The organism is Gordonibacter pamelaeae 7-10-1-b (genome assembly GCF_000210055.1).
In the GTDB taxonomy this organism is placed as follows: domain Bacteria; phylum Actinomycetota; class Coriobacteriia; order Coriobacteriales; family Eggerthellaceae; genus Gordonibacter; species Gordonibacter pamelaeae.
In genome coordinates this window covers 1,705,058-1,720,258 of sequence record NC_021021.1, presented here as the reverse complement: position 1 = coordinate 1,720,258, position 15,201 = coordinate 1,705,058, and the positions used below count along the sequence as shown (strand labels likewise).

Here is a 15,201-nt window from a genome sequence, read left to right as displayed (position 1 = left end):
CGCCTTGGCGGCAGCCCTCTCCAGAGTCGCGTTAGTCATTGGTGCCTCCCTTGTTCATCTTCTTGGCGGCGAAGGTGGCCATGAGGTTCAGCAGCACCACCATGACCAGCAGGACAACCGCCGTGGCGTAGGTTTCGTTCACATGCAGCCCCTCGCTCGATAGCACGTACATATGCACGGCCAGGGTGCGGGTGGAATCGAAGAGCGCGGCCGCGCCCTCGGCGAAGTTCGGAATGGCGGCAATGGAGCCTGCCGTGAAAATGAGCGCCGCAACCTCTCCCACGCAGCGCCCGAGCGCGAGGATCACGCCGCCCAGGATGCCGGGCACGGCGGAAGGCAGCACGCAGCGGAAAACCGTGCGCAAACGACCCGCGCCCAAACCGAAGCCGCCTTCGCGGTAGGCGTCCGGCACGGCCAGCAGCGCCTCCTCGGTGGTGCGCATGACCACCGGCAGCACCATGATGGCCAGCGTGCAGGCACCCGCCAGAAGCGACAGGCCCCACTGGAACGCCGTCACGAAGAACAGCAGGCCGAACAGGCCGTAGATGATGGAGGGGATGCCCTGCAGCGTCTCGGTGGTGGTGCGCACCATCTGCACGAAGCGGCTGCCGCGCTTCGCATATTCCACCAGGTAGATGGCGGACCCCACACCCACGGGCACCGCCATGAGCAGCGAGAGCCCCGCCATGACGAGCGTGTTGACGAGCGCGGGCATGAGCGAGACGTTCGTGGAATCGTACTCCCACTCGAACAGGCTCGGCGTCAGATAGGGAACGCCGTTGACCAGGATATACCCTACGACGAAGGCGAGCACCAACGACGTGACGGCGGCCCCTGCGTACACGACCCCCCGCAAGAGGGCCGACACGATACGGCGCGTTTTGCTGTGGCGCGCCTCGGCAACCCGATACAGCGCGTCCAGGCGGTCATCCGGTTCGATCTGACCGGCAGAGAAGGCTGAAGGCGCGTCGGCCGCCTCGTAGGCGATGGTCAGCTTGCGGGTCGTCACTTCATCTCACCTCGTTTCTTGATGACGTTGAACAGCATGGTTATCAGCAGGATGAACACGAACAGCACCACGCCGGTGGCTACGAGCGCGCCGCGATGCAGGTCGGCCGCATAACCCATCTCCAGCACGATGTTCGCCGTCATGGTGCGCACGCCGTCGAAGATGCTGCCCGGAACGGCCGGCTGGTTGCCGGCCACCATGATGACGGCCATCGTCTCGCCGATCGCGCGGCCCACGCCCAGCACGATGCCGGCCATGATGCCGGACACCGCAGCGGGCACGATGACGCGGAACACCGCGCGCTCGTGATCGGCGCCGAGCGCCAGGGCCCCCTCGTAGTATTTCTTGGGAACGGCATCGAGCGCGCTCTGCGCCACGGTGATGATGGTGGGCAGGATCATGATGCCCAGCAGCACGGCGGCCGCCAGAAGCGAGAGACCGCGCCCCGGCATGTTGTCGCGAATGAACGGAACCATGACCACCAGGCCGAAGAAGCCGTAGACGACCGACGGGATGCCCGCCAGAAGCTCCACGCCGGGCTTGAGCACCGCCGCCACGCGCCCGCTGGCGAACCGCGAGAGGAAGATGGCGCACAAGAGCCCTGTGGGCACGCCCACGACGATGGCGCCGGCGGTCACGTAGATGCTGCCCACGATCATCGGGAAGATGCCGTAGACGTCGTTGGCGGGACGCCAGGTGGTGCCGAAGAGGAATTCCGGAAGGCCTATCTGGGCGATGGCCGGCACGCCATTCGCGAAGAGGAATACGCAGATGAGGGCTACCGCGAGGATCGAAATCCCCGCGGCAGCCACGAACAGCGCCTTCGCAATGTCTTCCTTGAGATGTACGTGAGACATGCGGGTTCCTTGTCAGTCGGGTCGCCGGGCTTTACGCCAGAACGTCTTCCCAGTTCGCAATCTCGCCGGTGTAGATGCCCTTCACCTGCTCGGAGGAAAGCCCGTCAACGGTGGAGGCATTGTTCACAATGATGGCGATGCCGTCCTGGGCGATGACCGTGGGGGTGACGCCGGTCTCGGAGTCCTTGAGCTCGCGGGAGACCATGCCGATGTCGCAAGTGCCTTCCGTGGCCATGTTCACGCCGGTGGTGGAGTCGGACTGGTTGACCTCGATGGCCACACCGGAGTTGATGGCCTTGTAGGCCTCGGCCAGCTTCTCCATGACGGGGGTCACCGAAGAGGAGCCCGCAATGACGATCTTGCCGGACTGGCCGGAGCCGGTGTACGCGGCGGCGCTATCGGCAACGGAGATGTAGCCCTCTTCCTCGACGATCTTCTGGCCGTCGGAGCTCATGATGAAATCGATGAAGTCCTGCGCCACATCGGACAGCCCGTCCTTCGTCACGATGTTGAACGGGCGGGCCACCTGGTAGTCGCCGCTCTTCACGTTGGCGGCCGTGGCTTCGGCGCCGTCGATCTTGAGGGCCTTGACCGTGTCGTTCAGCGAGCCGAGCGAGATATAGCCGATGCCGTTCTCGTCGCCTGCCACCGACGTCATCATGACCGACGTGGAGTTCGTGATGGCGGCAGACGTAGTGGTCATGTCGACCTTCTCGCCACTGGCATCCTTCTCCTCGATGCCCATGAGCTCGACGAACGCCCCGCGCGTGCCGGAGCCGTCCTCGCGCGAGTACACGGAGACCTCGCCGGTCGGAACCGTGCCCGCTGCGCTGTCGGCCTCGCCGGAGCCGGCGTTGCCGCCGCCGGAGCAGCCCATGAGGCCGAACGCGCCCAGCGCGAGCAGGGCCCCCATCGCCATCATCACCAAACGCTTCTTCATGCTCTTCCTTTCCTTGGCGCCCCTCCCGGGCGCGTATCTGTTCGCTTCGCGCAGTGCCGCCCCCGACGGAGCAGCGCCGCACGGAACATGATGAAGAAAGAGCATCAAGCCTCTGTCTCGGGCCGGTCAAATCTTGGTAAAGCCTCGGAAGGGCCGGCTTGCTCTCGCGAGTTGCGGTTCTGCTCGCACGAATGCACCAGGGGCGCTACAATGGAGGGGACGGTTTGGAACGAGGGGACGACCCGAAAGGGGTGCATTGATTCAATGAAGCTTTCTGCACGCAACACGCTGAAGGGCACCATCACGGCCATTCATCCGGGAGCGGTCAACGCCATCGTGATCATGGAGCTGGAGGGCGGCCAGCTTATCACGTCGACCATCTCCATGGGGTCGCTCAAGGAGCTGGAGCTGGAAGTGGGCAAGGAGGCCTACGCCATCGTCAAGGCCTCGTCGGTCATCATCGGGGTCGACGACTAGCGCAGCGCTTCTTCGGTCCTAACGGCAGGCGCCCCCTCGTTCGAGGGGGCGCCTGCTTTTTTGCACTTGGCTGGAAGGCTGGCTGGCGGGGCTATGCCGCGAGAAGGGCGGAGAGCTCCTCCTTGCCCTTGAAGGGCGTGGCTTCCTGCGTCTTCACGTCCACGACCTCGCCCTCCCATTTGCCGGCGTCGCCCTTGTCGAACTTGTCCGTGCGCACGATGCGCTCGAACCTCACGGTGCCGCGGGGCTTGGCAGAGGCGGCCGCCTCGTCGGATGCGGAGAGGCCGCCCGCCATCGCGGCGGAGGGCACGGCGCCGTCGGGCGCCGCTGCGCCCTCATCGGCCGGGTCCTTGCGATCGAAGGAGTACTTCAGGTCGGCAAGCGTGTGCTCGAGCGCGTCCACGAGCGTGGTTCCCTCCTCGAACGCCGCAAGGTCGACGAACCCGGCCTCGCTGTTGAACAGCACGCCCGGCGCAAGGTAGGCCGTGCGCACGCGGCGCTGGCGCTTCCTCTCGGCGGCATGGATGCCCACGACCAACGCCACGACCACGGCCCACCACACCACGGCGAGCACCAAATCGAACGGATCGTCCACGAAGTTGAAGCCCAGGTAGTACCACAGCCACAGGAAGAAGCCTGCAGCCACGGCCAAGACGGCCAGTATGATCACGTTGCTCTTCCTCATGCTAGGCCTCCTTGCCTTCCGCCGCGAGCGGCGCAGGCCGGGACAGCAGCCGACTCGTCCTCGATGCCGAGCACGTCGTCCTCGAAGTCCTTCAGCTTGCGCGTGAAGCTGATGCGGCGCACCAGCACGCCCGCCCCGTAGAGCACCGCGACGATGATGCCCAGGATAAGGTAGTAGTGCACCCAGCAGTTCACCCGGTCATAGCCCGCGAGCGGCGTGCCGTCGTCCTCGATGGCTTGCTCCTGCGGTCCGGCAAGCGGCGTGACGGCGTCCTCAAGCACCTCCGCGATGGGGGCGAGGATCGACAGCGCATCAGGCGGCACCGTGCCGGGCGTCGGCGTGGGCGGCGTCGCAGGCGTCGCCGGAGTCGGCGGGGTCGCGGGAGGCACAGGCGGTACCACCGGAACCGGCACAGCCGTGATGGCAAACGTGCCGGGAACCACGGTCACCCTGTAATTCGGATTAGCCGTGTACGACGCCGTGATCACGTCGACGTACACGCCTGCGTCCTCGTCGGCGTTCGTGCGGCGGTACGTCACGTCGCCCAGGTCGCCCTCGGCCACCAAGCCCTCAACCGTGCCCGTGAAGGCGGGGTCTTCGGCACCGGCAACCTTCGAGGCGTCTGCCGCCGTGATGGTGACAGCGGCCGGAACGACCGTCAAGTTGCCCGGGACGACCTCGGCCGTGGGATAGTTGGCCGTCACGTCCTCGCCAGCCGCGTTTCGCACGACGTAGCCGGAAACCGTGCCCTGGCTCGTGCCCGCGTCGGTCTGCGACCCACCGTACACGACCTCGACCGTGTCACCCTGCTGTAAGCCGATCGGAGTCACGCCATCCGGCACGAGCGGCGTGCCGTCATAAGGCTTGCTCGCGTCGCCCACCACGAGGGTGAGCGCATCGGCCCGAGCGATGACGAAGCGACCGGGCTGCGTGGTAGCCGTGTAGTTGCCGTTCTGGGGCAGCCGCACCTTGTCCACGGTTATCTCGTAGGTGCCCGCGTTCTCGCCGGGAGCGCGCTCCACGTCGTAGGTGCCCTCGAACACGTCGCCCTCCATGAGGCCCTTCACCGTTGCAGACAGCGCCGGGTCGGCCTGGCCGTAACTCTTGCCGGCATCGTTGGCCGCAATGACGAGCGTAGCCGGTTCGATAGCGAAGCTCCCCGGGACCACCTTGACGCGGAACTGTTCGGAAACCAGGTTGCCGTCGGCATCTTTCACCACGGCCGCGCCCCGCACCGGGATGGATGCCACGGAGTCGGCCACGTTGGTGCCGGAAGCGTGCGAGGAGAGGCCGGTCACGTAGTAGGTGCGGCCGTCAGCCTGCACCGGCACACCCAGGGCCGTCTCTCCCCTGAATCCGGAAACCGTCTGCTCGCCGCCGTTGTAGGAGAACGTGCCCGAGTTGGCCGTCAACTCAACCTCGTAACGGGCATCACGGTTCTCGATGGACAGCTGACCCTCGGCCTTGCCCACCTGGTAGTTTCCAAGGTTCGTGCCAGCGTTCGCCTTGATGACGAACGCGTTCGCGGCAACCTCGCCCGGCAGCGCGACCGAGCCCGTGAACACGTAGGTCGCGCCCTCGCCCTCGGCCCAACCGTCTTCTGTCACCAGCGGCGTTGCGCCGTTCACGAGCGGCATGCCGTCGTAGGGCTTGGAAAGGCTCGCGGACACGAGCGTCAGCGGGCGCTGCTCGACCAGAAGCGTGCCGGCCTGCGGCGTAACCGCGAACTGGTCCGTCACGTCGTTGCCATCAGCATCCCTCACCGCAGGCGTGCCGGACACCGTCGTACGGTAGGTCCCGGCATCCGTTCCGGCAGCCTCGGCCTTAAGGCCCACCACATAGTAGGTGCGGCCGCCGGCCTGCACGGGAACACCCTGCTCGGTCTCGTCGGTGAAGCCGGACACCGACTGCTCGGAGCCGTCGTAGGTCACCGTGTTGGACTTCGCCTGCACGGAAACCGCGAACGCGGCATCGCGATTCGTCACCGTGAGGATGCCGAACCGCAGGTCTATCACGTAGTTGCCCGCCTTCGCGCCGCCCTCCAACGTGTAGGCGAACACATTCTCAGACGAGCCCACCAGGGTCTGGGAGCCGGTCACCGCATAAGCGGCGCCCTCGCCCTCGGCCCAGCCGTCGCCGGAGACGGTCACGGTACCGTTCACGAGCGGCGAGCCGTCGTAGGGCTTGCGATCCGTCGCGCTCTCCAACACCACATGGCGCGGCTCCACCACGAGCTTACCCGGTTTCACCGAAACCGCGAACTGCTCGGAAACGTTGTTGCCCTGGTCATCCGTCACCACCGGCGTACCGGTGCCTTGCAGCACGTACGTATCCGCATCGATGCCGTAGGCCGAGGCCGTCAGACCGGTGACATAGTAGGTATGTCCTTCGACCTGAACCGGCACACCCTGCTCGGTCTGGCCGACAAAGCCTTCGAGCACCTGGGTAGCGCCGTTGTAGAGCACCGTAGAGGAAACGGCCTCGAGGGCCACGTCCCATTTCGCCTCGCGGCTGGTCACGTTCAGCGAGCCCTCGATCTGCTTCAAATGGTAGTTGCCGGGCTTCGTGTTCGCGTTCAAAGCGTATGAGAAGTAGTTGAGCGAGGTGCCCACGAGCGTCTGCGAACCCATGTAGTCGTATGCAGCGCCCTCGCCCTCGGCCCAGCCGTCGCCCGAGACGGTCACGCCATGGGCGACCAGCGGCTCGCCGTTGTACTCGCGGGTAGCCGAGGCGCTGGTCAGCGTCACCGTGCGAGGCGTGATCTCGAGCGTGCCCTGCTTGACCTTCACGTTGAATTGGCTCGACACGTCGTTGCCCTGGGCGTCGGTCACTACGGCGGCACCCGTTACGGCAACCGGCACGGAGTCGGCATCGGTGAGGGCGGCGCCCGCCGAGAGGCCGCTGACGTAGAATGTGCTGGAACCGACGGTCACCGGCACGCCGTCCTCGGTTTCGCCCACGAAGCCGGAAACGCTCTTCTCGATGCCGTCGTAGGTGAACGCGCCGGAGTTGGCTTGCACCTCCACCTCGTACTTGGCATCGCGGTTCGTCACCGTGAGGGTGCCGAACCGCAGGTCTATCACGTAGTTGCCCGCCTTCGCGCCGCGCTCCAGCGTGTAAGCGAACGTGTTGTCGGAGAAGCCTACCACGGTCTGCGAGCCTGTGACGTCATAGGCGGCGCCCTCGTCTCCCGCCCAGCCATCGCCGGAGACGGTCACGGCGTCGTTGGTGAGCGGCGTGCCATCGTAAGGCTTCTCGGCGCTGGCGCTCGTCAGCACCACCTGGCGCGGGTTCACTTCGAGGGCTCCCGGCACATAATCGATCTTGAATTGGCTGGTAACATCATTGCCCTGCGCGTCGAGTACCACAGCCTTGCCCCTGATGGGCACCGTCGTGGTTCCCGCGTCGGTGCGGCTGGCACGGGCTTCAAGGCCCGTTACGGCAAACGTGGCATCGCCGAATGCGAATGTGGTGGTCTTCAGTCCTTCAACCTGCTTCTCAAGGCCGTCGTAGAGCGTCTCGCCAGAGTTCGCCTCGATGGTTATCTCGTATTTGGCATCGGCTTCGCGGCCCTCGATGCTCAACTGGCCTTCGGTTTTCGCCAACTCGTAGTTGTCCAAGCTCGTACCCGCGTTCGGCACGATGGCGAACTCGTTTGACTGCGTCTCGCCCGGCAGCAGCACCGAGCCCGTGAACTGATAGGTGGCACCCTCGTCCTTGACCCAGCCGCTCTGCTCCGCCAGCGGCGTCTCGCCGTTCACCAGCGGCGTACCGTCGTAGGGCTTGGAAAGGCTAGCGGAAGCGAGCACGAGCGGAGCCTTCTTTATGGAGAGCATGCCGTTCTCCACGTCAACGACGAACTGACTGGTTACGTTGTTTCCAGCCTCGTCGGTGACCACCGGCGTGCCAACCACGTTCGCCGGATACTCGCCGACGTCCTTGCCTGCGGCCTCGGCGGTCAAGCCCGACACCGTGAAAACGGCCCCGTTGAAGGTGAACTGCGTCTGCTTGAAGCCGGAAATCGTCTGCTCCTCGCCGTTGTAGGAGGGAGCGGCCGAATTCGCCTCTACCTTGATCTGGTACTTGGCGGCATCATCGCGGCCGGTTACCTTCAGTCTGCCGAAGCTGGTCGCGATACGGTAGTTGCTTTCCTTCGTGGCACCGGTCAGCTCATAGGTAAACTCGTTCGGCGAGGAGCCTACGATGGTCTGACTGCCCGTGACCGCGAAGGTTGCGCCTTCGCCCTCGACGAACGCCTCGCTGCCGGTTACCGTATCGTTGACAAGCGCCCTGCCGTCGTACACCTTCTCGTCAGAGGCGCTGGCCAGCGTCACCTCGCGCTTGCCGATGGCAAGCGCGCCATCGACCGTATCCACCTTGAACTGGTCGGTTACGTCATTGCCTTCGGCGTCCCTCACCACAGGCACGCCCACCACGTTGGACGGGTAATCGCCGGCATCCGTGCCCGCACCGCGCGCCGTGAGCCCCGTGACGAAGAAGTCCTGCCCGTTCATCTCGAAGCGCACTCCGCGCTCGGTTTCGCCGACCAAGCCAGAGACTTCCTGCTCCGAGCCGTTGTACGTGGCCGTGCCGGACTTCGCCGTTACCGTCACGGCGTAGAGGGCGTCGGCGTTCGTCACCGTCAGCGAGCCGAAAACCGTCTTAATGTCGTAGTTGTCCTCGCTTGCGCCGCCCGTCAAGGTATAGGCAAACGAATTCTCGGAGAAGCCCACGAGCGTCTGGGTGCCCGTGACCTCGTACCGAGCCCCTTGGCCCGCAGCCCAGCTGCCCTCGGTCACCCGCACCGTCTTGTTCACGAGCGGCGTGCCGTCGTAGGGCTTGCTGTCCGTGGCGCTGGTCAACGTCACCTCGCGCGGCGTGATGGAGAGCGTGCCCGTGTTGGCGACCACGTTCGCATAGTTGGCCTTGTTCTCCAGCGACCAGGAGGTCACCTGGTTGTTCTCGGGTCTCGTATCGCCCACGTTCTTGACGCTGCCCTCGACCGTGGCAGACACCTTGTCGCCGGTGGGCAGCACGTACTCGCCGCTCTCGTTCGGAGTCACCGGCACGCCGCCGTACGTGACGGCGTAGGTGCCGTCAGCATGCGGCTGCCCGTCGTATCTCCACGACGTGGTGGCGGCCGTGATGACGAGCTGCGTCTCCGACGGCACGATCTTCAGCGTGCCCGGTTTGGTGGAAATGTCGTAGTTGTCGGTCACGTCGTTGCCCGCGGCATCCTTCACCGTCGGCGTCCCCGAGAAGATGCCGGTATAGGAGCCTGCGTCTGCGCCTGCAAGGCGATAGGCTGCCTCGATGGATTGCCCGCCCACCAATCCGCGCGTGCCGCCCGGCTGCATTTCAGAGAAGCCGCTGGGGAGCTCGGCGGCGTAACCCGACTTCACGTACTCCTCGCCCTTGTACGGCTGCGGTTCGATCCAGCCCTCGCCGGCAACTTCCACCGGGCGCTTTCCGATAACCAGCTTGCCCTCAACGTAGCTGACCTTGTACTGCTCGGTCACGTCGAGACCGTCGCGGTCCCTCAAAACGAGGTTCTCCTTGCCGCTGAACGCAACCGGATACCTGCCCGCGTCCGTCTCCTCGGCCGATGCCGTCAAGTTCTCCAGCGATAGATTAGGCGTTTCCTGGCCCACCACCTCGTATACCGTATCGGATGCGCGATGCGGCGTGCCATCGTACACGAACGTGTCGCCCTTGGAGGTGATGACCAGCTCCTTCTTCTTGGCGAAGTGCGCGACGAAAGCAGCGCCCTCGTACAGGCCGTCCTTCTTGGCATGCTCGTCGATGATCGCCTTGTCCAGCGTGGGATCTTCGGAGATGATGGCAGGGTCCGTGCCCGCGCTCCATCCCACGAAATAGCAGTCGGCCGCAGGCGTGGCAACGGATCCGACAGGCACGCCGGTCTTCACCGCAACCGTTTCGCTCTTGGGATCGACGGTGCCCAAGGACTCGTCAGCCGATGCATAGGCGAGCGTGGCCTCGTTCTCCATGAAACGCGCCGTGAACGTGGTCGACCGGTACAGGCCCTCGCCCGACTTGGCGTGCGCGTCGATAGCCGCGCGGTCGAGCCGCGCGGAATCGCTCACAAGCTGGCCGTCGACGAACCAACCGGCGAACGTATAACCGGCTTCGGCCGTGGCGGTGGAGCCCTTCGGCTCGCCCGTTGCCGGCGCCACCTCCTCGCTCGCAGGGTCGACCGAGCCGCCCGTTTCGGCGACGAAGGACAGCGTCACGTTCTCCGACTCGGCGAACCTCGCCACGAAGGTCGTGGCAACGTAGAGGCCGCCCGTCTTGGCGTGCGCGTCGATGACCGCGCGGTCGAGCTGCGCGGAATCGCTCACAAGCTGGCCGTCGACGAACCAACCGGCGAACCGGTACCCGGCGTTCGGCACGGCGGCGGCGCCATGCGGCTCGCCCGAAAGCGGGCTCACCCGCTCCGTCGCCGTCTGGCCGGGCTCGCCATCCTTGCCGATGACGCTGCCGCCCGCGCCCTCCGCCACATACTCAAGGCTCACATCGGGAAGCGGCTGCCACTGCGCGGTGTACACCGCATTGCCCGTGACGGTGGGCGACACCGCCGGGTCCCATCCTTGGAACGTGTAGCCAAGTCTCGTTGGCGTATCGATGGCTGGCGTCAAAGCGCCGTACTTGACGCCGTCGAACGTCGTATCGGGCGACGTGGTATCGCCGCCGTCCAGCTCGTAGGCCACCTTGTAAGCGTTACGCTCGTAGTGCACCTTCAAAACGAGCGATCCGTCGCCAGCCACCGTGCCCTCGAGCACATTGGATGCATTGCCGGCATCGAAGGTGAAGCCTGGATAGGCCACGGACGTATCGGCGCTCACAAGCTGGTCGGTAGTGCCGACAAGCGTGCCGTCAGTATACGTTGCCGTGTCGGGATAGCTGCCATCGAGGTTCTGCAGGTAACGCTCCACCGTGTAGGGGGTATTGGTGTTGAGGGCCCACTGGGCATACAGGATATTGCCGTTCCCAACGAGATCGACCCGGACGGCGGTACCGCCGGCGAACGACGCCCCCGAGCCGTCGGGGGCCGTGTTCCAGCCGGCGAAGTGCACGCCAGCCCGCGGAGCGGCGAAGTCCAGGGCATCTGCTGTCTTGAGCGTCACCTCGCCGTTATTGGGAAGGCCCGTCTCGGTCAGGGCGTCGCCCGCTCCGCCGTTCGGGTCGTACGTCAAGGACGTCTGGGGCACGGACGGCCCCCACTGTGCGTACAGCGTGACGTTCGCCTCGCCCAGCTGCACCATGCCGCCGGGATAGTACGTGGCGCCGCTGCCGTCCTCCTTCGTGTTCCACCCGAGGAACCGGTCGCCGTCGGTCGATGCCGAGAGGGTGCTCTCGGCGACCTTGGCGAAGCTGCCCTGCGCATACGAGCGGTCATCCGTCGGCACCTCGCCTACGCCGCCGTTCGCATCGTAGGCAACCGAGCGTTTCTCGTCGTTGATGTAGTAGGAGTAGAGCTCGACATCGCCGTAAACCTGGGTGTCGAAGTTGAACACCCTGTAGGTGTAGTCGCCTTCGGAGCCCGAACGCGTCGTCCATCCGACCCACTTGTACCCTTCGGGAACGCTCGCGATCGACGAGGGCTCGTCGATCGCCGTCTCGCCGTAGCCGACCGCATTCTCTTTGGCCAAGGCCGTGCCGCCCATGTCCTGGTAATAGGTGACCTGGTACGTGGGGAGGATCCACTTCGCGTACAGGACCACGTTGTTGGCAGGCATGGTTGCACCATCGAAGGAGAACTCGGTCCCCGCGGCGAACGTCGGGGACGTGTACCATCCCGCGAACGTCGAGCCTTCCGGAACACCCGCGTCCTTCGCACTCGGCGCCGAACCTTCGCCCTCGATGGACGTGCCGTACTTGATGGGCGCGCTCGTGCTCATAGCGCCTTGATTGTTGAACGTGATGGTGTACGACTTGCGCTCGAAATAGTGGCGCGCCGTCCAGGTGTTCCCGATCTGGAAGAAGCCTTGGTTTTTCGCCAAGTCAGCTCCGACCCACTCGAAACCGTTCAAGGCGTTCACGTAATTCTGAATCTCCGCATGCACGCCCGCACCCCTGAACACGAGGGTGTCGTAGTTCTCGAACATGCTGGTATCGTAGTTGTTCTGATACCGGTAACCCGAGTTGTATTTCGGGAAGTTCGGATCGGTTTTCTTGATGGGGGTCGTGTTGCCAACCTTTTCCGCGCGAAGTTCCAGGTGATGCAGCGCGCTGCCGTTGTTGACGTAAAAGAGCGTCATGTCCTCGGTCATCGTCCGGAAAGGAGCGACGACCGGGTTGATCGTCGTTCCGGGGTTCTTGGGATCCTCGACCCAAACGCGCGTTCCGTACTTCGCGCTCACCGCCTTCGTCGCCGCATCCCATTGGTCGGCGATGTCCGCGCCGTAATTCGCCGTGATCTGGTACGCGGTGACGTAATCTTTCTTGTTCCCGCTCTCACCCTTCGCCGAGCAGCGCAAATCGACGGTGAACTCCGCTCGGTCAAGGTACACGTTGGCAATGGCCGTGCCGTCGCCCTTCACCGTGACCGTCTTGTCGCTCGACTCGTTGCTCTCGTTCAGGATGTACTTGCCGTCGATCAGGAAGGCTACGTTCTGCTTGATGTCCGACGCGCTGGGGAGCGGCTCTTCCTCGTCGGTCGTCCCCTCGTAGTCGAGCGTGGTCACGTAATCGTACCGCGACGCGTCCCTCGTCGAATCGGCCGCCTCGAGCCACACGGCCACGCTGTACTTCGCCGTGGCCGCCTCCCATTTCGCATACAGCGTCGTGTCACCGCTCGGCGACGAGCCAAACTTGTAGGCCTTGGAGCACTCCTCGTCCGCGAACCAGCCGGCGAAACGGTAGCCCGCACGCGTCGGCGCGGCGGGCTCGACGGACGTACCCCCGACGCTCACGAACTCGGGCTCGGTGTACGAGCCGCCCTTGGCGTCGAACGTCATCCATACACCGGTCTCGACCTTGGGGTACAGCATGATGCTCTCCGCACCCAACGTCACCGAATCCACCTTGTTGACAAGCTCCTTTTCTGTGTACCATCCCGTCACGCTCTCGTTCGGAGCGAGAGGGAACGCCACATCGGCCGCGACGACATCGCCATCGGCCCCTGATTTGGTGGAGTAAACGCGACCGCCGTTGTCCATGAAGTACACGTAGCACGCCCCGGAAACTTTTGCGTACAGGTCGCTGGTGAACGATTCGGTAACGACTTGCGCACCGAAATCGACAAACCTGCCCGCCCAGTCTTCGCCGTTCTTTGCATACCAGCCCTGGAAGAATTGGCCATCGGCGACCGGAGGCGCCTCGGGCTCGAACAAGCTCTCGCCGGTCTTGACGATCTGCGTGCCGACAAGAGCTCCATCCACGCCGTAGAAGTTATAGGTGGCGAGCTTCGGCGTGCCCTCGGCCGTCACGACGTAGATGGAGAAGTGGCTCACGTCGAAACTCTGCGCGGCGGCGTCTGCCTGACGGGCGGAAACCGCGCTCACGCTCGAGCCGTCGTTCGCCACGTGGTATACGCCCATAGCCTCGCCGGAAACACCGGCATTGAAGAAGCACACGTTCACTGCGGCGTCGGGCTGTATGACGCTGCCGTCGGGGCCGAGGAGCGTTACGTCGACGGCGACGGCATTCTCCAGTTCCTTGCCCTTCTCCTCTACTGCGGCCTCGACCGCATCGATGACAGCGGAGCTGGTAATCTGCACGGCCTGCACGGTGGTTCCCTCGGGCAGCACGCCTTCGGCAGCAGTCACCTTCACGAGCACGTTGCCCGCTTGGGCGTAGCCCTCGAAAGCAGGGCTGCTCACGTCGGCCTCGACTTCGACGACATCGTCCTCGATCGCGTCGGGCCCACCGTTGTCGGAGCCGTCGGCCTCGGGCCCGCCTGCCCCATCCTCGCCGATCTTCGTGTCGGAGGTGATGGGTTCGGCAGCAGGCGTCTCAAGCTCGGAAGTTTCGGCTTCCGCGGCTTTGGCCTCCACCTTCAGGATAAGGTTGCTCGTCACCTGTTCGGCAGGAACCTTGTACTCCCCGGTGGTCGCATCGGCCCGGAGCTCGGCTTCGACGCCTTTCGCAACGGCCTTGACCGCACTGATCTCGTAGCCTTCGTCGGCGTAGGCGGCGAACGAAAGCTCCTTGTTCAAGGGTACGTTGATGGAATCGGCAGGCAACGCGATGGTCTGCCCCAAGTATGCCACGTACGCATGCTGGAATTCCAAGCCCACCACAGCCACGCCGGGCTCGGCAGTGGGGAGGTCGGCTGCAGGAGCGGAGGGCTCGGCGGCAGGCGCCTGGCTTTGCGCAGCCGCCTCGGAGACAGCGGGGGTCTCCAGCGGGGCGGTGGCCTCGGACTCGGCCGCAGGGGCGGGTTCGGAAGCCGGGTTGTCGGCGACCTCGGTTGACGGGTTGTCGACCTGGGCCTCGGGGGCGTCGGTCGGCGCGCCGTTCTCGGCCGCGTCGGCGAGGGAGGAAAGGTTGACGAGGGAGAACGCCAGCACCGCTGCCATGAATGCGGCCAGCGCCTTGCCCTCGAACGTGTTCTTCGCGTCGCAGAATTTTTCCAACATGCTCATACGTATCACCGAATCCTCTGGCTGCAGGTACGCAGCGCCACCGCCCTTCGAGGCGTCGTCTACTTTGGTTCGCTTATACGTTTTCGCTCATGCTGGTTTGCGCAGGTTTCCATGGTAGGCTGCAGCGACGTACAGACTGCAACCCAGCAAGCAATTCTATCACAAACGTATTCCTATTCCGACCCCCAGCGTATCGCATCGTCCCATTTGAGAGGGCATTTTCACAAATGTTGCAAATTTAGCAGCAAAAATCGCTGGAACGGGGAACGAACACGGTGACGAGCAGGGATGCCTGCGGGTCGATAAGGGCCTTTCAAAACATGCTTCCCCGAAGGATAATCGATTCGTCGCCCCTACCGCGCGAAAAACGCGACACTCGGGCCGAGGCTCAATTTCTCGTTGAACCGCCAACTCGGCAGGCAGCCTGCGGGCGATGCGGTTGTGTGGGCGGGGAACACCCGGAACCCGCATCCGCGGACAACGCTATAATGAACGCGAAACGAGGCGGCGCGCCCGCGCGCCCCTTCCCGATGCGACCATGATAGGAACCCGTGAGACGCCAGCGCGCATGCAAAGCCCGCCCGGCGACGGCACTGCGCCGCGCCCGCGTCGCCACGCTCGCGCTC

6 protein-coding genes are annotated in these 15,201 nt (G+C 64.7%); 1 reads left to right on the top strand and 5 read right to left on the bottom strand.

The window, feature by feature from the left end; all coding sequences use genetic code 11:
• Positions 1-31 precede the first annotated feature (31 nt).
• The 3 genes from pstA to GPA_RS07970 are packed head-to-tail and all read right to left on the bottom strand — an operon-like array spanning position 32 to position 2,806.
• The gene (gene pstA / locus GPA_RS07980; protein ID WP_083808985.1) at positions 32-1,009 is read right to left on the bottom strand and encodes a phosphate ABC transporter permease PstA; all 978 of its coding nucleotides are present in this window, start codon (positions 1,007-1,009) and stop codon (positions 32-34) included.
• Positions 1,006-1,866, bottom strand: coding sequence for a phosphate ABC transporter permease subunit PstC (pstC, locus tag GPA_RS07975; protein ID WP_015539547.1), 861 nt, complete (start codon positions 1,864-1,866; stop codon positions 1,006-1,008). The genes pstA and pstC overlap by 4 nt, the downstream gene beginning before the upstream one ends.
• A gap of 31 nt (positions 1,867-1,897) precedes the next feature.
• Positions 1,898-2,806, bottom strand: coding sequence for a substrate-binding domain-containing protein (locus GPA_RS07970; RefSeq protein ID WP_015539546.1), 909 nt, complete (start codon positions 2,804-2,806; stop codon positions 1,898-1,900).
• A gap of 264 nt (positions 2,807-3,070) precedes the next feature.
• Between GPA_RS07970 and GPA_RS07965 the strand changes: the two genes are divergently transcribed.
• On the top strand, positions 3,071-3,283 hold the full coding sequence (locus GPA_RS07965) for a TOBE domain-containing protein (protein WP_015539545.1): 213 nt from the start codon (positions 3,071-3,073) through the stop codon (positions 3,281-3,283).
• A 91-nt stretch (positions 3,284-3,374) separates the two neighbouring features.
• Here the strand turns inward: GPA_RS07965 and GPA_RS07960 are convergent, their stop codons facing one another.
• Together GPA_RS07960 and GPA_RS07955 are read right to left on the bottom strand one after the other, a co-directional pair.
• Positions 3,375-3,968, bottom strand: a complete 594-nt coding sequence (locus GPA_RS07960) for a hypothetical protein (RefSeq protein ID WP_015539544.1) — start codon at positions 3,966-3,968, stop codon at positions 3,375-3,377.
• Positions 3,965-14,575 carry an InlB B-repeat-containing protein gene (locus GPA_RS07955; RefSeq protein WP_015539543.1) on the bottom strand — a complete coding sequence of 3,537 codons (10,611 nt, stop codon included), beginning with the start codon at positions 14,573-14,575 and terminating at the stop codon, positions 3,965-3,967. Before GPA_RS07955 ends, GPA_RS07960 begins: the two co-directional genes overlap by 4 nt.
• Positions 14,576-15,201 lie beyond the last annotated feature (626 nt).

Excerpts from the sequence above, each read along its gene's own strand:
- GPA_RS07970 (WP_015539546.1), bottom strand. The coding sequence starts at position 2,806 with ATGAAGAAGCGTTTGGTGATGATGGCGATGGGGGCCCTGCTCGCGCTG.
- pstC (WP_015539547.1), bottom strand. The coding sequence starts at position 1,866 with ATGTCTCACGTACATCTCAAGGAAGACATTGCGAAGGCGCTGTTCGTG.
- GPA_RS07965 (WP_015539545.1), top strand. The coding sequence starts at position 3,071 with ATGAAGCTTTCTGCACGCAACACGCTGAAGGGCACCATCACGGCCATT.
- GPA_RS07960 (WP_015539544.1), bottom strand. The coding sequence starts at position 3,968 with ATGAGGAAGAGCAACGTGATCATACTGGCCGTCTTGGCCGTGGCTGCA.
- GPA_RS07955 (WP_015539543.1), bottom strand. The coding sequence starts at position 14,575 with ATGAGCATGTTGGAAAAATTCTGCGACGCGAAGAACACGTTCGAGGGC.